Consider the following 19,400-nt stretch of genomic DNA (forward strand, 5'->3'; position numbering starts at 1 on the left):
TATGACGGATAAACCCAAAATAGCTTATTTCGGATCGGATAAGATCTGCCTGCCCGGATTGCGCTATCTCTTCGGGGAAGCTGCCGATCGCTGCGAATTGACGCTGATAGTCTCTCAGCCCGATCGAAGGTCGGGGCGTGGCAAACGTTTGCAGCAAAATCCGGTGGCGGAGTTTGCGACCGCCCATGGCATACCCTTACTCCAACCGGAAAAACCGGACCGTGAGCTGGCCGAGTCTCTCCAGGAAGCCGGCTTGTCACTGGCATTTGTCATGGCCTACGGGCATTTCCTGCCCAAAGCGATTCGAGATGCGCCGGCATATGGTATGCTTAATTTTCACGGTTCGATCCTGCCGGCCTATCGCGGAGCCTCTCCTGTTGAGACGGCAATCGCAGTCGGCGAGGAGGAGACTGGAGTCAGCCTGATGGAAGTCGTTCGGGAAATGGACGCGGGCGCGGTGGCGGATGTGGAGCGTATTCGTATCGAAGACGTGGATACGGCAGTTGAACTCCGGGCGAAAGTGGGTGAAGGCGTGGTGCCGCTTCTGTGGCGTCATCTGGGTGCTGCCGTTTCGGGGCAACTGGAATTCAAGGCACAGGATGCTTCGCGGGCAAGCTACTGCCGAAAGATAAAGAAGGAAGACGCCGCTCTGGATTTTTACCAAACTGCGCAAACCCTTGAGCGACGGCGGCGAGCTTTCCAGCCATGGCCCGGAGCGTATTTTGACCACGGTGAGACGCGGATTAAAGTTGGTCGGGTCAACTGGCGGGCCGGTGCGGTTTCAGCGGAACCGGGCACCGTGCTGGCTGCCGGCAGCACGCTTGACGTCGCGACCGCGGAGGGGATTTTGCAAATACTCGAGCTGCAGCGCCCGGGTGGGCGTATGCTCCCGGTCGAGGCGTTTTTGAAAGGCTACCGGATCGATGTGGATTCGATTTTGCCGAGCGTAAGAGGAGAAGATTTGTTACAATCAAATCACGCATAAAGGCCTTGTCAGCGAGCGAAGAATCGCGCTTAATTTCATCATGAATTTACAGACGGCTGTTTCTCGGATTTATAAGTGCATTTCCAAGTTGGATGCAGCCTACGGGAGGCCGGTCTTTGATGAATTTGCGATCGTGGGATTGGACGGCGGGAAGTTGAAACTTCACCATTACAAAGGTCCCAACGAAGGTGGTTTTCTGGCGGAGTTTGCTGACAATACGATGGCACTCCGCAAGGAATTGACCGAAGATCAAACAGCACTCGGTGGTGAATTCAGCTTCACCCGTGAGGGCGAGGGCGCGAGTATGGACGCGTACATCTGTCTCGGACCGGACGTCTACCTCTTTTGCAACCACACCGAGAAATCGATGCACGAAATTACCCAGGATCCAGAGTGGCTCAACGCGCAGGGTGAGTTTCTGAATCTTAGCCAGTTTTTTGCCGTCGATCCGCTCGATCTTGGCGAGGACTAAGCGGGCCGGATTCAGTCGCAGCAGCACAAGCGCTGCCCGGAAGATTAAGCCAACCCGCCGCTGAGCTGGACGTAAAGGGCATAAGCGTAAACCGCGACCAGGCTGGCTGCGACGATTCGCGGCAGGCTCTTGAAGAAGATGACGCAAGCCAGATGCACGGCGGCGATCACTACGATGAAAATCAGTCCCTTCGCCATGAAATCGGGAAGAGGCATGGGCTTGAAAATCGCGAAGAGTCCGATGCAGAGTGGAATACAGATATGCCCGTCGCCCACCTGCGAGCTGTAAACCACATCGCCTCTCTGTTTGTAAGCATAGTAAAAGGCGAGGACGGCATTGGGAAGAACCATGAGCCAGCCGGTAAGTAATCCGAGTTGTTGGCCACTGAGGAAACCGTCGCTTCGTTGCAGCAGTTCGTTGACGATGCTGTCGACTGCAAAGAGGGTGAGGAAGCTACCCATCAGAATGAGAATGACGTCGACCACGATCATGGGGTGCCAGCCTTTTCCCTGACGCGTATTTTCCTTCAGCACTTCAAAAATGTGAAAGCACTGCCAGAAGAGAAAAAGACCAACGAGAGCGAAGCCATCAAAGCGGTCGATTTGGCCGTCCTGCCCGAGAACCCAAACAGCCAAAGTAAAGAAAATCATCGCCACAATAGTGAGCGCAAGCGAGAGACGGTGCACCTTGAATTCACGCTGCGCTTTTTTCGCTTTAGAACCTGCATCCAGAGAAATGCCCCAGATCAGGGCGGGGAGTGCGAGCAGTAGACAGAGGTTGGTCAGATTATTCGTCCAGGAATTGATCGCCACTTCTCTAGCCGGCCCGTTCTGCTGCAGGACCACGCCGATGAAAATCAGATTACCGAGTCCGGAGAAGTAGGGCATGAAAAGGGTGCCGAGTACCGTTCCTTCGACGCCACGGTGCGACATAAGCTCAAGCCGCCAAAGAATGATCAGCGAGCTGAGAAGAAAGATGCCAACCAAGGCGAGCGGCGTCCATGCACCGGCCAGGTTCTGAAGTTGTCCCAATAGTTCCTGCAAGCCGTCAAGCTGGGCTCGGCGCCGGCTCAGGGCAAACGAAATTACTCACTGCAGCAGGACTTCCCCTGCTTCAATTTCGGGACGATCAAACTCGCCAGGAGGATGCCGACGAGTAGGATTCCGGCCAGGTGTTGCCAGTAGGAAAGATGTGCATGTTCGCCATGAGCGCCTTCCAAATCGATCATATGCTGAGCCACAGTCATGTTGAATAATGCCCCGGCCAGCCAGGAGATCGCGAGCAGGCTGAGAAGGTAAATGATCGTCGGTATGCGCCCGAGCATTTTCCAGACGGTGACGATGGTCGCTGTATTGGTGGCTGGTCCGGTAATGAGAAAGACAAGCGCCGCACCCGGTGACAAGCCTGCTGCCATGAGCGCGTAAGCCATGGGAATTGATCCGGTCGCACAAACGTAGAGCGGTAAACTGATGAGCGTGGCCATGAAGAAGGCCATAAAGCCCGAGCTGAGTGAGCCGGTCAGTAAGTCCTGCGGCAGCAGGGTGGTGATAAGCCCCGCGAGAATCAGCCCAAAAATCAATGCGAGGGCAAGGTCCGCCGGTAGGGTGATAAAGCCGTAGCGGATTGCTTCGCGCCAACCACGCTGGGGCGACTTTTTCCCGCAGCACGAAGCATCGGTGGCCGGCGTGGATGTTGGCTTGTCGTCTTTCTCCGGACTGAAGTTCAGGTCAGAGAAGTTCGGGGAGTCGGCTTTCGGCGTTTCCTTGCAGAAAATCTCGATCAGGTAGCCGGCGGTGATGCCGCAGGCAAAAGCGACAAGTACGCGCACTGCTGTAAAAATGCCGCCCAGCAATGCGTATGTGGCGAAAATGCTATCGACTCCGGTCTGTGGTGTCGAACTGAGAAAGGACGCGGTGGCTCCCCGGCTGGCTCCGCTCTTGCGCAACGAAGCGGCAATCGGAATAACCGAGCAGGAGCAAAGGGGCATCGGCACCCCGACGAGGGAGCCTTTGATCACCGCGCTCAGCCCGGGCTTACCCAGGTGTCGCTGTACAAAATCGGCCCGGATTAAAACATGCAAAAGTCCGGCCACGGCAAAACCGAACAACAGGTAGGGCGCCATCTCGGCAGTCAGCTCCCAGCTGTTGTGAAAAAGGTTTGTGATAAACTGGACCATGCGTAGTGCACAGGTTTGTCTCAGCCGGCGATTCTTGCAAACCCGATTTGTTTCCCCCCTCTTCTCCTTCTGGACGACGGGCTAGGTCCCTTTCGGTTCGGTGTCGGCATTCCGGGGTCTCAGTGCTTCCCAATTATCCTTGCTGCCCGCTATGGACTTTGCATGACGGAAGAGAAGAAATGCCCATGAATCTGTTTTTTCCCTAAAAACACCTTGTCACGGGAGCAAAACCCACCTTTTTAGGCCACATGTCGATCGCGGACTATTATCCGATTCTTGTTCAAATCTCCATTGCCAGTGCTATTGGCGCGGTGATTTTGGTGGCGTCCCATATCTTCGGTCAACGTGGCACGACCTCCGCGATCAAGGATTCTCCCTATGAGTGTGGTATGCTGGCCGAAGGATCCGGCCATGCCCGTTTCGCAATCAAGTTCTACATCACGGCGATGCTTTTCATCCTCTTCGATATTGAAGTGGTTTTCCTCATTCCCTGGGTTCTGGTTTTTCGTGAGTTCCTCGCGGCAAACCTTCCTATCCTTTTGCCGGTTTTCTTTTTTCTCGGCGTGCTCGTGCTCGGCCTGGTCTACGAACTGAAAAAGGGTGCGATCGAATGGGAGAAGTAGACTGAGTGTTGTTGGTTGAAAGCTGATAGTTGTTAGTTATGGGAAGAGCTTGCCTTTCCCCGGAGTATTGCTTTGTTAACACTGGTGGTGCGATACGTTGTATTCACTTTAATCCTACGTCATCGCGACTAACAACCAACAACAAGCAACGTTCAACCAACCAAAATGCGCATTGATCGATACATCGCTGTTTCCCGTGTGGTGGATTTGGAGTCCACGGACTTCGAGAGCGCGATTGCGGAATTGCTGGAAGTGTGCGATTTCTCGAAGGAGAAAGGTCTGAGCAAAAAGCGGCTGCTGAACGACTTGCTGGACCGCGAGAAGCAGATGACGACCTACTTGGGGAACGGCGTTTGCCTGCCGCACACCCGTGTGTCGATGAAGCGTCCATATATGATTGCAGTCGGGCGCTGCCCCGGCGGTCTCGACTATGACGGGCAGGCCGAGTACAAGAATATCCGGTACGTCTTCCTGCTGCTGGCGGCGAAAAACGCCCGGAGCTACCTTTACAGTCTCGCTTCGCTGGCGCGGATTTTTCAGGACAAGTCGCACATGGAGCGTCTCAACGCCGCTCACAAGCTCTCGGACTTCCGCAAGGAAGTGAAACTTGTCTTCGGGGGCGAGGGGGACAAGCCCCGGCGCCGGCACAACCGATTTAATAATCTTATCCTCCGTGAGGCCGCCAAGATCGCCAAGGGCGCCAACTGTTCGACGGTGCTGGTCTTCGGCGACACCTTTGGGGGGGGCGTGGAGTTCGGCTCCAAGTTCAAGGGTTTCAAGACCGTCCTTATCGCTCACGGAACCTCGGATGCCGCCACCGAGCGCGAGGAGATCGACGCGGTGCTCCCGATTCGCTCATTCAGCAACGAACGCTTTTCCCAGTTGCGAAGCGCGGTACTCATCGGGCTGACCCGCGGTGTCTTCAAAAGCAACGATCGTCTTTGTTGCGTGGGTGGTCTGCGCCAAAGCAACCAGTTCGACAGCATTACGGTGGTCGATATCGAGCGCGAGTTCCAGACAGTGTTCGCCACGAAAAACGATATGCTTCCCGCCAGCGTGAAGCCCGAGGTGATTGAGCGGGTCCTCGGGATCGCGACCGAGCTCGCCGTGGAAGGGCGGGAGGGGCACCCCGTGGGCTGTCTCTTTACGCTCGGGAATTCGGACAAGATTTCGGAATATTCCAAGCCACTCATCCTGAATCCTTTCTACGGCTACAAGGACGAGGACCGAAATATCCTGAACCCCTTCATGGACGAGACCGTGAAAGAGCTCTCTTCCATTGACGGCGCGTTTATTATTCGTGGAGACGGAGTTTTGGTTTCCGCCGGATCCCTGCTTTACCCGCCCAATTACAACCACGAGTTGCCAGGAGGGCTTGGAAGCCGGCACGCCGCGGCCGCAGCCATCACACAGGCGGTCGATTGTCTCAGCATCGTGGTCTCCGGAAGCACTGGCCAGGTCACACTTTTCCGCAAGGGCAAGATGCTGCCTCTGATTGAGAAGGCGTTGGTGCGAAACGCCTAGGCTGATAGGGTGAAGGGATTTCGTTGTTTCGGCGGACATTCGATGTAGTTGCACGCCGGTTGTCCAATCCCCGGATTCTCTCTTCGAGCTTTTAAGAGTAGGGCGATGAAGGGAACGGAGACGGAGATAGTATACGGAAGCCCGCTTCTTTCTCGATGATCTCCGCAGCTTATTATTTTTGGCTTATATTTTCCAGAGCGTGACGGCCAGTTAAGGTCTAAAAATCAGGGCAGACAAGCGGCGCCCAGGCCGATTTTGGAGTCTGTTGCCAAGCTTTTACCCGGCTTTGCCTTTTTTGGGCGATGGCGGATCTGCCGATTGCTGGAGCAGGTCCCGACAAGATTCCCTTCACGCGTGAGGCGATCCGTTGGTTGCAGGGCAGGGGTCTGGAGTGCATTGTGCGGCTCCCGCGTGAGGAGCAGCTTCGTGGAAAACTGCGACCACTTGAGGCGGCCTATCTGGATGAGGAGGAGAATCTGGACCTGTCGCCCGGGGGGGGCTATAACCTCCCGCTTTGGGAGAATACGCTGGAAAGGTTCAACCGCTGTTTGAACAGCCTTTTCAAAGTGACGCCTCCCGGTGCGATCTTTGTCGACGAGATTACGCCTTACGACGCTTTGCAGCACTACCTCGTACAAAAAACATGCGCAGGATTTAAAGGTGAATTACCTGTCCTCATTTAGGACAGATGAAAAGATCCATTTTACTTGTTTCTTTGAGCAGAAATGAAATTACGTTTCCTACGCTTTTTGGAATGCTCACCCTGCATTGAAGAAAGGCTCGATTATTTTGTTACACCCCATCGCTTCAACAGAGATAAGTTTTACACGGGCGGACCGAGTGTCTCGCCGAACCATTGTCGCTTTGAGCAGACTTATTGGCTGCTCCAACCTATGCGCGCTCGCCTTAAAGTGCTGCATTGGTGACCGCGTCCTTGGGCGACCCTCGATTCCCCATTAATAAATCTACTCTATTCAACACCCTAGTTATATCGTATGAAAGATACCCCAGCGTCTGAACGCTTTGGTGCCTTGGCTCAAACCCATGGTCTGGCATCATTCCTCTCCACCTTGTTAATCGCCCTCGCGCTGTGCGCTCCCAATTTGGCGAGTGCCGATGCACGTAACGGCAACCCGGACCTGACGAACGGCGGGGATCAATACTCAGATCCCAGCAGGCCCGGGGACTATAGACATAATGATGAATGGTCGTGGAATCTCGGTCCGACGGGAATGTCCGGTTGGATGTATCGCGATGACTGGTTTAAAAAATACGAGGGTTGGAACACGGAGTTTGCCCGTCAGATTGAGGTGACGTCAGTGGATGCGGGCTCTCCCGCCGAAGGGATTCTTCAGGTGGGCGATGTGATTCTCGGTGCGGACGGCACGGGAGCCGAGCCGGCCGACTTCACCTACGATGCGCGCAAGGCTTTCGCTGCGGCGATCTCGGAGGCGGAGGCCAGGGATCCGGCAATACTCAAAATGAAGCGCTGGCGGGGTACTGGAGAGACCAGCACGATCCAAGCGGTCGCCGATGTTTCGGGTAGTTTGGACGGCAAGTATTTTACGCTTCATGACGGCTTGGGTACCGTAGCGGTCTGGTTTGACGTCGATAACAGCGGAACCGCTATACCGAGCGGTGCTTCGGCCGCCGACCGTGCCATTGAGATTTCGAGTGTGGTGACCGGCGATGCCGCGACTTCGGTCGCGGCAGCCATCGGGGCCGCCCTGGATTTCGACGCGGGATTTACGGCCAGCGTATCAACGGATACCGTAACGGTGGCCAGCGATACCGGTGGCGACCGTACCGATATATCAGACGGGGATACGGGATTTACTTTTGCCGTGGCCCAGCAGGGCAGTAGCTCCGTCGATACGGTCTCCATTACTCTGGAGACTCTCGGTGCTTACAGTGCGACCGCGCCCTACAACTGCCCGAAGTCGGCGGCGGTTCTTGAAAAAGGTTTGGACGCGATTATGGCGGTAGGCGCAACCGATTCGACCAAGTTTTCTCTAGTCACACTGCTTGCGGGCAATGACCCGACGAACCCGGACAATGCGGCTCGCATGACGCGGGTCCAACAGGAAATCCAGGAGCTGATCCTCACTCCGGAAGAAGTTGAATACTTCATGTCCAACGATTTTTTGATTGATAATATTGGAGGTAAAATCGCTTGGTCGCATGGCTTTAAGCTAATTGCCCTCGCTGAATATTATCTGCAGACCGGTGATTCGGCCGCTTATGATTCGATGCGTGCTTACGCGGTAGCCGCTGCGAATGGGCAAAGTATGTTTGGCACCAGCGGGCACAAGTTTACCCTGCCGGCCGAGGATGGTTCGTTGAACGGTCCTTACGGGATCGGCTATGGTGTCGTCAACAGTGCCAACATGCAGTGCTTCTATGGCCTGCTGTTGGCGCGGGAGGCGGGTGTTACCGATCAAAGGGTGCTGGATGCCATCGAACGGGCCAGCAACTTCTACGGAGCCTATGTCAACCGGGGCAGTATTCCTTATGGGGAGCATAATCCCGGTTACGGCCACGGGGAGAACGGTAAGAACGCGATCGCCGCGCTTTGCTACAAATTACAGGGGGGGCATAATGACTTTGCCAATTACTACTCGATGATGGCGGGTGCCTCGGCAACCAACATCGATTCAGGCCACTCAGGACCCTATCTAAACTATTTGTGGGCTGCTCTGGGAGCGAATGCCGGCGGGGAAGAATCCATGGCAGCCTTTTTCGAAGAACAGCGCTGGTTCTATGACTTGGCACGCAACCACGATGGAACGTTCACCTACAACAGTTACCAAAATGGCGGTCAGTTCGGTTATGGTGGCGATGATTGGAGTGCGCTAAAATTGCAGATGTACACGGCCTGTTTGCTTCCTTATGCCGCGCCCCTGCGCCAGACTTATGTGACCGGGAAAAATACCACGGACGATCCCAGCACATGGCTCACCGCGCAAGAGCTTGCTGATGTGGATAACGCAATCAGCTATGATGCGACGACCCGCACGACCAACGAGCTGCTCGATGACCTGGGTTCCGTGCACCCCTTTACCCGGGGCGATGCGGCAGCCGAGCTGGGGCTCCGTACTTCCGAGCATGCGGCGATCTTGCCCGGCCTGGAAAGCATTGCAGCTGATACGAATGCGTCCCTCCATGACAGAATGGGCGCGTGTGAGGCATTGGGCGCGATTGAGAACCAGGGCTCGCTTTCATTGTTGATCGGCTTGCTTGCTGATTCGGAGGACTTAGTAAAATATGCGGCTGCCAAAGCGATTCAGAAGTTCCCCCCGGAAGCTAAATTACCGGAAGTGGATAGCCTGATGGCGGCTTGTGTTGCGGAGGCCAAACCCCTTATGCCCGTGGATACGGAAGATCCGATCCACCTGACGCATGGGGCGATTGCAGGCATCCTATTTGGCGGTTACGAAGGAGGCATCCTCAGAAACCATGATTTGGTCGGGATTAACCGTGACCTTTTGTATCCGGCAATTCGTTCGGCTGTGAGCAACCCCCAAGGCCGGACTCGCAATTGGACAACGGATATTTATGCCAGTTTGACCAGGGAAGACGTGGAGGCATTGTCCGACGTAATTGTGTCCGGGGCCTGGGACGAAGCTCCTGCGGATCGCATGTTCTCAGGGGCGGTTCAGGTGGATAGCGTCGAAGTTCTCCACAAGTTCGGATATTCCGAGGGTGTTCCCTTGGCGAAGGAAACAATCCGAAAAGAGACACGGGATCACAAATTTATTTATGCGGCGCTTGAACTCTATGGGGCCTCATCCTTGTCGGTCATCCCCGACCCGAAGATCGTTGAGTTTTGTCAATTGAAGGTTGCGAGTGATGATTACGCCACGCAGGCGCAATCCGTGCTGGATGCGATCGCCGCAGACACCAATCCCGATGTGGTCGTTCCCTTGAAAGGCATTCATCTGATGGTGGCCGATGACGCCTCGCTTACCCTGCCTCAGGATCGTACGACCCTGCGTGCCTATGCCTACAACCATGTTGGAGCCGAACTCTCTTATGCCTGGCGCAAGGTACACGGAGCCGGTGAGGTTACCTTTCTCCGAAATGGCACGAACGCAGCCGCGTCGACCGAGGTGGTCTTTGATGGCGTCCCGGGAGAGTACCTCTTCGAGGTGACGATTTCGGATGTCTGGGGATTGACCGAGGTATCGGACACCGTTGCGGTGACTTTGAATGACACGGGCGGCTCCCTGCCCGCCAATGACCCGCCGACGGCCAACAACCAGTCGCTTGCGGTCGACGCCGGAACGCCGACGCAGATCTTGCTTACGGGGGTAGATCCTGAAGGTAATGCCTTGATTTACACGATAACGAGTGGCCCGAGCCAGGGCCGGTTGACCGGCACCGCACCCAACCTTGTCTACACGGCTGACGGTAATTATAGCGGTACTGACAGCATCACCTTTGAAGTGATGGATAGCGAGGGGCAAGTAACCACCGGCACCATCGATATCACGGTCAACACTGCGGCCGGGGTCGGTCTCGCGATTTACGAACCCTTTGATTATGCTGTAGGCACTCTGGATGGGGCGTCTGGCCTCACGGAAGTCGGCTTGGACGGAGCATGGTCGATGAGTCACCCCTACCATTTCATGGAGTCTCCGACGCTGACCTATAGCACGTTGCCCAGCACGGGCCTCAGAACCTACAGCGAGGGTGGTGACAATTTTGGGAAATCAAAAGCGAATGCGTCGCGTCCAATCGGAGCGGAGGCACTGGCCAATCGAGGTCTCATGGATGACGGGGCAACTCTTTGGTTCAGTGCCGTGATGGGCAATATCGACAGTAGCTACCAACAGAGAGTCAATCTGGCTCTTGCAAACGGCAGCTTGGATAAGGACGCGGATTACATTGTGGATGATGGAGTCGATCCGGGCACCGGAATCGGCGTGACCCTGTATGCGAATGAGATTCAGGCCGCGCAGTTTTTCGATGTTAACAATAGTACCGTCTTAAAGGGAAGTTGGGATGGTTCCATCGCCGGCGAGTTCAACAGTAACGAGCAGCGATTGGTGGTCGGTAAGATTACCTGGGGTGCCAGTTCCGACACGGTCGAAATCTATCTTCCCGTATCCGGCATGGTGCTTCCATCCGAGCCGAGCTCCACACTGATCGCAAATGTGGATCAATCCAAATTGGATACGCTGACATTCATGACTTCCTCCACCGGTAACGGCACGACCTATATCGATGAAATTCGCTTCGGCGGGACGCTGCATAGCGTGCTTCAGGGAACGGTCGACATGACGGCGGATACGACCGCACCGACGCCGAATCCGATGACCTTCGACATCGCACCGACGCCGGTCGACAGCCAATCCATCACCATGGTGGCCACACCGGCCTTCGACTTGGCCGAGGTCGAATACTACTTCACCTGCACGGCCGGTGGCGGCACTGACAGCGGTTGGCAGGACAGCAATGTCTACACCGACACCGGTCTCACTCCGGGGACGGAATACAGCTACACGGTCAAGGCCCGCGATAGGTCTCCGGCCCTGAACGAGACGGCTGCGTCCGCAGTGGCCTCTGCGACGATTTCTTTGCAGGGAACGCTTCCCAATGTGGTCGGCGTCGAGCAGTCGGCGGCTGAAAGCCTGATCACAGATTCGGATATGACGGTGGGCACGATCACGACGGCAACTGCCTACAGCCAGACCGTTCCCGCTGGACATGTCCTAACTCAAAGTCCGACCGGTCCGGCTTCGGCGGCCTACGGCACGCCGGTGGATCTGGAGATCTCCATCGGCCAGGATCCGACATTACCCACACTTGCTTCGGTCGATATCGTGGACGACCAGGGCGGGGGACCGGTTCCCTCGACCTCCACCATCATCTATACGCTGACCTTCAGCGAAGACATGGACCTGACTACGATCGAGGCGGCCGATTTCGTAAATCTGGCGGCACTGCCCATCAGTATCGGTGCGATCAGTCAACCTTCACCGGGTGTCGTGACCGTCGAAGTCAGCACCACCAGCACGGTTGACGGGTACCTGGTTTTCTCAGTGGCCAAGGGTGCCGTTATCAAGGATGCGCAGGGGCAGGATCTCAACACGAGTTCGGCCATCTCGGACGATACGAGCATCAATTATTACTACGCCGGTAACTCCGCCCCGGTTGCTAATGATCAGGCGGTCACAACGGACGAAGACGCCCCGGTGGCGGTGACGTTGAGCGTGAGTGACATTGATGGCGACCCGCTCACCTACACGGTTGTGACTGCTCCGGCTAATGGTGTCTTGAGTGGCACGGCTCCCAGTTTGACCTACACGCCGAACACGGACTACAATGGTAGCGACAGCTTCACCTTCAAGGCCAACGACGGCACGGAGGACTCGAATACCGCGACGGTCAGTATTACGGTTAACGCGTTAAACGACGCACCGGTCTTTACGACCGATCCAATTGTGGCTGCGGACGCAATTATGGATCAGACCTATTCGAATACGATTGCTGGCAGTGCGACGGATGCCGAAGGCGATGCGCTGACCTACGCGAAGGAGAGTGGTCCATCCTGGCTCAGTGTCGCGGCCGACGGCGCGCTTTCGGGTACGCCGACCAGTGCCGATGAAGGGCCAAACAGCTTCACGGTCAGCGTGAGTGACGGCATTGCGCCTCTGGTTACGGTGACCTTGAATATTGAAGTGACGGTACCGTACGTGGAAACAACTGTGGTTTACGAATCCTTCGATTACGCAGCTACCGGTGGAACACCTGAGGAAGCGGCCACTTTGGAGGGCAACTCCGGAGGCCTCGGCTTTGGCGGTTCCTGGGTGGTCGACGATGACGGCGGCGTGGCCGGTGTCGATGATCAGTCTTTCGAGGTCCTTGATCCGGGTCTAAGCCTGGGCACTTTGCCTGTGGCAGGTAATAGTGCAGGACGTATCGCTACAAGCTACCGTGGGATTGCTTATCGAGTGCTTTCGGCCGCCTCCCAAAGCGCGCTCTTGGCCGACAACAGCACAACATGGTTCAGCGTCTTGTATCAGGACGCCGGTACCGGCGACGATTTTGCCTTCGTGCTGGGCAACCAGCCGCACAAGGCAACCGGGAGTAATCCAGTATTGGAGCTTGCCGGAGATGCCTTCGGTTTTGCCGCGATCAATAGCGCGATCCATGCGGTTCGGCATGACAACAGTACCAGCCAAACTCTGTCGTCTACTTCGCTGGCCGCGAACGGCGGAACCTATCTTCTGGTGGGCAAGATAAACTGGAAGTCAGTCGGAACGGCCGACGAATTTTATCTGTTCAATGTAACGGATCCGGACGCAGCGGAGCCCGCCGAGGGCACGGCATTTGCCAGCCAGCTAGGCGACTTCGACCAGTCGACCTTCAGCCTGATCACGATGTGGGATCGTCCGAATACGTCCGGTGTCATCGACGAGATTCGTTTCGGCGAGTCCTATGCGAGTGTGGTTGGACAAGGCGGAAGCGGTGGCAACACCGTTCCGATGGCCGACGACCAATCGGTGACAACCGACGAGGGCACCACCGTGGCGGTTACCCTGACGGCTACCGATGCGGACAGTGATCCGCTGACCTACAGTGTCGTCACGGCACCCACCAACGGAACGTTGACCGGCACAGCTCCCGACCTGACTTATACACCGGATGCCGGCCACAACGGTAGCGACAGCTTCACCTTCAAGGCCAACGACGGCACCGTCGACTCGAACACCGCGACCGTCTCGATTACGGTGACCGCAGTGAACGTTGCACCGGTCGCGGATGATCAATCGGTGACAACCGATGTCGATACCGCCGTTGGCGTCACTCTGACCGCCAGTGATACCGACGGTGATGCGTTGACCTATAGTGTCGTCACGGCACCGACCAACGGCACCTTGAGTGGTACGGCACCGCATTTGAACTACACTCCAAATGCGGGTTATAGCGGTTCGGACAGCTTTACCTTCAAGGCCAACGACGGTACCGTCGACTCGAACACCGCGACCGTCTCGATTACGGTTAATCCATCGGCGAACAACGCGCCTGTAGCGGATAGCCAGTCGGTCACCACCGACGAGGATGTCGCCCTTGGCATCACCCTGACGGCCAGCGATGTGGACGGCGATCCGTTGACCTACAGCGTGGTGGCTGCCCCGACAAATGGTGTCTTGAGTGGCACGGCGCCGAGTTTGACCTATACGCCGAACACAGGCTACAACGGCACGGACAGCTTCACCTTCAAGGCCAACGACGGCACGGTGGACTCGAATACCGCGACGGTCAGTATAACTGTCAACTCGGTCAACGATGCGCCGGTGTTCACGGCTGATCCGATCGCCGGTGCCGACGCCACCAAAGACGTCGCTTATAGCGGGACACTCGATGGCAGCGCGACCGACGACGACGGTGATCCGCTGACCTACGCGAAGGTGAGTGGTCCGGCCTGGCTGAGTGTGGCCAGTGATGGCACTCTCTCGGGAACACCCACAAGTTCGGACGTGGGCACGAATGCCTTCATCGTTAGTGTGACGGATAACGTCGTCGCCTCGCCTATCGAAGCAACATTGAACATTACAGTAAACGATTCCCAAGCGACCATTTTCGGTTTTGAGGCAGAAAGTGGATTACTTGGAAGCTATTTTGATCCGGCAGTAACCGTTGCTCCCGACTCAGGCCCCTTGGGAGACAGTTACATCACAACCAACACGGATAACTCGAGCACCACCACCCAGCCCATTGTAGAGGCCGCTACGGTAAGCTACACGGTGAATCTGCCGGCAGGTGATTATGACCTCTATGCACGGATCCAAAAACCAAGCAGCGGTGGTGACGACAGCATGTACACAGCGGTTGCTTTTGGTGATGCGGATCCTGCCGTGGATGCCGATTGGTTGTTGACCAATGGCCATACTGCATTCGCGCCAGGCATGACAGCGGGAGATTGGGGATGGACGATCGTATTGGATACACTCACAAGCCCCGGGGGAACGGTGACCTGGGAAATCGGAGCCCGCGAAGATGGTTTCAATATCGACTCCTTCGCTTTCGTTGCTGCCGGGCAGGACGTTGGACTTACTGCTTCGGGGCAGTCCACCATTTTGGATGATGCCGTCACGGGCGGAAGCCCACCCGTTGTCAATAACGCGCCGACATGGGCGGTGGATCCGGTCAATGAAGTGGATGCTACCGAGGATGCCGCCTATTCCGCAACGCTGGCAGACGATGCCTCCGATGGTGATAGCGACCCGCTGACCTTCGCCAAGGTGAGTGGTCCGGCCTGGCTGAGTGTGGCCGCCAATGGCGACCTCTCGGGCACGCCGACCAACGCGGATGTGGGAGCAAACAGCTTCACAGTGAGTGTGACCGACAACATCATCGCGACTCCGGTAGAGGCGACCCTGAATATCACGGTGCTCAATACCAATGACGCACCTGTGGCAAATGACGACTCGGCGACAACGGATGAAGACAGCTCGGTCGGGATTACGCTGACTGCGTCCGATGCCGATGTGGGTGACACGCTGACTTACACTGTGGTGTCCGGCCCGGCGAATGGTTCTCTGAGCGGTACAGCTCCGAACCTGACCTACACACCGAATGGTGATTACAACGGTTCGGACAGCTTTACCTTCAAGGCCAACGATGGTACGGTCGACTCGAACACCGCAACGGTATCCATCACTGTCAATGCGACCAACGATGCACCGGTAGCCAATGATGATTCGGCGGTCACCAACGAAGATGCCAGTGTCGCGATCACACTGACGGGCTCCGATATCGATACCGGTGATACGCTGACTTACGCAGTCGTGGCGGGGCCGACCAACGGTACGCTCAGCGGCACAGCTCCGAATCTGACCTACACTCCGAATGGAGACTACAACGGTTCCGATAGCTTCACCTTCAAGGCGAACGACGGTACGGTGGACTCAAATATCGCGACGTTGAGCATAACGGTGAACGCCGTGAACGATGCCCCGATTGCGAATAACGACTCGGCGGTGACCAATGAAGATACGGGTGTTGCGATTACATTGACTGGTTCGGATATCGACAGCGGTTCACTAAGCTATGCCGTCGTAACAGGCCCAAGCAATGGTACTTTGAGCGGCACAGCTCCGAACCTGACCTACACGCCGAATGGTGATTACAACGGCTCGGACAGCTTCACCTTCAAGGCCAACGACGGTGCGCTCGATTCGAATACGGCAACTGTCAGTATCACAGTGAATGCTGTGAACGATGCTCCGGTTGTTAATGATAACTCCGCGACAACGGACGAGGATTCGGCCGTGGCGGTTACGCTGACCGCATCCGATGTGGATACAGGTGACACGCTGACTTACGCCGTTGTAACTGGTCCGACCAACGGCACCTTGAGCGGCACGGCTCCGAACCTGACCTATACACCTAATGGTGATTACAACGGTTCGGACAGCTTCACCTTCCAGGCCAACGATGGTACGGCAGATTCGAACACGGCAACCATCAGCGTTACCGTGAACGCGGTGAATGATGCACCGGTTGCCAATGACGATTCAGCCACGACCAATGAGGATGTCGCCGTGGCGATCACCTTGACCGCCTCCGATGTGGATACCGGTGATACGCTGACTTATGCAGTGGTTGCTGGTCCGACGAATGGTACCTTGAGTGGCACAGCTCCAAATCTGACCTTTACGCCGAACACGAATTACAATGGTTCCGACAGTTTTACCTTCCAGGCGAACGACGGAACGGTGGACTCGAACATCGCGACGGTCAGCATCACGGTGAACGGTGTGAACAACGCACCGGTGGCCAACGATGATGCGGTTGCAACCAATGAGGATACCAGTGTTGCGGTCACGCTGACCGCAACGGACGTCGATACGGGTGATACCTTGACCTACGCGGTGGTTGCCGCGCCGACCAACGGTATCCTGACCGGTACGGCTCCGAATCTGACCTACATCCCGAACAGTGATTATGACGGTTCGGATAGCTTCACCTTCAAGGCAAACGATGGCACGGTGGACTCAAACACCGCGGCGGTCTCGCTTACGGTGAACGCGGTGAACGACGCTCCGGTTGCGGATGACCAGCAGGTAGCAACTACGGAGGACACTGCAGTGGCCGTCACTTTGACGGCGAGCGATGTGGAAGGCGACGTCCTGACTTACACCGTTGTGACGGCCCCGACCAACGGCACGCTCAGTGGGACGGCTCCGGACCTGACCTACACACCGACCGCAGGTTACACCGGCAGTGACAGCTTCACCTTCAAGGCCAACGACGGCACGGTGGACTCAAACACGGCAACCGTAAGTATCACGGTGAATGCTACAGGTGTCGCGATCATCCATGAGTCATTCGGCTACGATCCGGCTGTCGGAAACGATCTGTCCGGTGAAGGCCCGGCGACCGGCACCTCCGGAACGTGGGGCGGCGATAGCCGTTTCGATCTCGTTACCGGAAGCCTCTCCTACGGCAACCTCGCAACTTCCGGAAATTCGACGCAATACATCGGATCCGGCGGTGGCGGCGGTAATATCGGCACTGCCATCAGCGGCGATCTTGCAAACGCGGGTCTTCTGAACGACTCGGCCGAGCTCTGGTTCAGTGTAGTCGTCAACTTCGTTGACAACGGCAATGATGAAGCTGCTCTAACGCTTGGCACGGATCAGCCATTCACCACCGATATCAATAATAGTGGTTCAGGCATCGGGTTTTACGCCGACAGTGGCGGTTATGTGCGTGCCGCAATCTACAGTGGCGGCACCCAACCGGGAACCCATGATGCGACGGCTAACTTCAATGGAACGACCCAACTCATCATTGGCAAAGTGACCTGGGGTGCCGATGCCACTACGGCGGATACCGTGACCCTCTACAATCCAGGCACGGATCTCGACCTCACCGGCCATGCTTTCTCCACTGTGTCGGCTGTTATCGACCAATCCGCACTGGACACAATCGGTATATGGATCAGAAACAATGATCTAGCCGGAGATACATTTGACGAAATCCGCTTCGGTGCCACCTATGCCGATGTGGTGCCAACCGGTTCCGGCACGGGTAACACGGCTCCGGTCGCTGACGACCAGTTGGTCACGACGGACGAGGATACCGCAGTGGCCGTCACCCTGACGGGCAGCGATGCCGACGGCGATGCGCTGACCTACTCAGTGGTCACTGCGCCGTCCAACGGTGCGCTCAGCGGTACGGCCCCGGATCTGACCTACACGCCAAACGCAGGCTATAACGGCTCGGACAGCTTCACCTTTGTGGCCAACGACGGCACGGTGGACTCGAATACCGCGACAGTCAGTATCACAGTCAATGCGGTCAATGACGCGCCGGTCGCGGACGACCAGTCGGTCAGCACCAACGAGGATAGCTCGGTGGCCGTCACCCTGACTGCCAGTGATGGGGAAGGTGACCTGCTGACCTACACGGTCGTGACAGTACCAACCAACGGCACCCTGAGCGGCACGGCTCCGGACCTGACCTATACACCGGACGCGAACTACAGTGGCAGCGATAGCTTCACCTTCAAGGCCAACGACGGTTCCGTGGACTCGAACACGGCAACGGTGAGCCTCATGGTCAACGCGGTCAACGACGCACCGGTCGCGGACGACCAGTCGCTCGCGACGGATGAGGACACGGATCTAGCCGTGACCTTGACGGCTAGTGATACGGATGGTGACACGCTCACCTACACGGTGGTTACGGCGCCGAGCAACGGTGTCCTCAGCGGTACGGCTCCGAATCTAACCTACTCGCCAAACAGCAACTACAACGGCAGCGATAGCTTCACCTTCAAGGCGAACGATGGCGCGGTGGATTCCAATACTGCGACGGTCAGCATCACGGTCGTTGCGGTCAATGACGCACCGAGCTTTAGCAGCGACCCCCTCAGCAGGTCGGATGCGACCCAAGGCGAGGCTTACAGCGACACGATTGGCGGCAGTGCCGGCGACGTGGAAGGAGATAGCCTAGCCTACGCGAAGGTGAGCGGTCCTGCTTGGCTGACTGTCGCCGCAGATGGCTTGCTCTCGGGAACACCGAGCAGCACCGATGTGGGTCCGAACAGCTTTACGGTCAGCGTGAGTGATGGAGTTGCTCCAGCAGTCACGGCGACCCTCAATATTGATGTGCTTAGCTTAGTCATTGAGGACTATGCCTATGCGGAGGTGCTTGTTGCCAGTAACAGTGTGAGCGGTGGGATCACAGACACCTTTACTTCGGATAATATCTACGAGTCGATTACTGAAACGGAGATTAACGGCAAACCAACCGACCGCTACAGTTATCTGGAGCACAAGTGGGAGTTCGACGTCGCAGGGGGTAACTCGGTCAGCTTCCACGTTGAGGCGCACCACAGTGCAAACGGTGAGGGCGACAACTTTGTCTTCGCTTACTCGACCACGGGCGAGAACGGTGTCTACAGCGATATGCTGACTGTGATCAAGACCTCGGATGATAATACCGAACAGACCTTCACACTCCCGGTAGGTACAAGCGGTGTTGTCCACGTTCGCGTGCGCGATGCCGATCAAAGTGCAGGCAACCGGACCTTCGATACCCTTAATATCGATCAGATGTATATCCTATCGCAGCCTTGAGTTAATCAAAGCAGCATTGCCG

8 protein-coding genes are annotated in these 19,400 nt (G+C 56.5%); 6 read left to right on the top strand and 2 right to left on the bottom strand.

Features of this window, described 5'->3' with window-relative positions; all coding sequences use genetic code 11:
- Position 1: 1 nt before the first annotated feature.
- On the top strand, positions 2–985 hold the full coding sequence (fmt, locus tag DDZ13_RS04040) for a methionyl-tRNA formyltransferase (protein WP_110130140.1): 984 nt from the start codon (positions 2–4) through the stop codon (positions 983–985).
- A 40-nt stretch (positions 986–1,025) separates the two neighbouring features.
- Positions 1,026–1,457: a hypothetical protein gene (locus DDZ13_RS04045; protein ID WP_110130141.1), complete on the top strand. Its 432-nt coding sequence runs from the start codon at positions 1,026–1,028 to the stop codon at positions 1,455–1,457.
- A 44-nt stretch (positions 1,458–1,501) separates the two neighbouring features.
- On the opposite strand, the gene DDZ13_RS04050 is transcribed toward DDZ13_RS04045, so the two are convergent.
- Both DDZ13_RS04050 and DDZ13_RS04055 read right to left on the bottom strand, forming a co-directional pair.
- Complete coding sequence (locus DDZ13_RS04050; RefSeq protein WP_233246069.1) at positions 1,502–2,500, bottom strand: sodium:calcium symporter; 999 nt, start codon at positions 2,498–2,500, stop codon at positions 1,502–1,504.
- A gap of 41 nt (positions 2,501–2,541) precedes the next feature.
- A complete protein-coding gene (locus DDZ13_RS04055) occupies positions 2,542–3,633 on the bottom strand; it encodes an SO_0444 family Cu/Zn efflux transporter (protein WP_110130142.1) in 1,092 nt (363 codons plus the stop codon).
- 248 nt (positions 3,634–3,881) lie between these two features.
- On the opposite strand from DDZ13_RS04055, the gene DDZ13_RS04060 reads away from it, so the two are divergent.
- The 4 genes from DDZ13_RS04060 (at position 3,882) to DDZ13_RS04075 (ending at position 19,378) form a co-directional block, all read left to right on the top strand.
- Positions 3,882–4,256, top strand: a complete 375-nt coding sequence (locus DDZ13_RS04060) for an NADH-quinone oxidoreductase subunit A (protein ID WP_110130143.1) — start codon at positions 3,882–3,884, stop codon at positions 4,254–4,256.
- 165 nt (positions 4,257–4,421) lie between these two features.
- On the top strand, positions 4,422–5,780 hold the full coding sequence (locus DDZ13_RS04065) for a diadenylate cyclase (protein ID WP_110130144.1): 1,359 nt from the start codon (positions 4,422–4,424) through the stop codon (positions 5,778–5,780).
- A gap of 302 nt (positions 5,781–6,082) precedes the next feature.
- Positions 6,083–6,463 (top strand): hypothetical protein, encoded by a 381-nt coding sequence (locus DDZ13_RS04070; protein ID WP_110130145.1) that lies wholly within the window; start codon positions 6,083–6,085, stop codon positions 6,461–6,463.
- A 312-nt stretch (positions 6,464–6,775) separates the two neighbouring features.
- Positions 6,776–19,378, top strand: a complete 12,603-nt coding sequence (locus DDZ13_RS04075; RefSeq protein ID WP_110130146.1) for an Ig-like domain-containing protein — start codon at positions 6,776–6,778, stop codon at positions 19,376–19,378.
- The last annotated feature ends 22 nt before the right edge of the window (positions 19,379–19,400 follow it).

The sequence above is a fragment of the Coraliomargarita sinensis genome (assembly GCF_003185655.1).
In the GTDB taxonomy this organism is placed as follows: domain Bacteria; phylum Verrucomicrobiota; class Verrucomicrobiia; order Opitutales; family Coraliomargaritaceae; genus Coraliomargarita_B; species Coraliomargarita_B sinensis.

Bases quoted from the DNA above. Each gene is read 5' to 3' on its own strand.
- DDZ13_RS04045 (WP_110130141.1), top strand. From the start codon at position 1,026: ATGAATTTACAGACGGCTGTTTCTCGGATTTATAAGTGCATTTCCAAG.
- DDZ13_RS04060 (WP_110130143.1), top strand. From the start codon at position 3,882: ATGTCGATCGCGGACTATTATCCGATTCTTGTTCAAATCTCCATTGCC.
- DDZ13_RS04075 (WP_110130146.1), top strand. From the start codon at position 6,776: ATGAAAGATACCCCAGCGTCTGAACGCTTTGGTGCCTTGGCTCAAACC.
- DDZ13_RS04070 (WP_110130145.1), top strand. From the start codon at position 6,083: ATGGCGGATCTGCCGATTGCTGGAGCAGGTCCCGACAAGATTCCCTTC.
- fmt (WP_110130140.1), top strand. From the start codon at position 2: ATGACGGATAAACCCAAAATAGCTTATTTCGGATCGGATAAGATCTGC.
- DDZ13_RS04065 (WP_110130144.1), top strand. From the start codon at position 4,422: ATGCGCATTGATCGATACATCGCTGTTTCCCGTGTGGTGGATTTGGAG.
- DDZ13_RS04055 (WP_110130142.1), bottom strand. From the start codon at position 3,633: ATGGTCCAGTTTATCACAAACCTTTTTCACAACAGCTGGGAGCTGACT.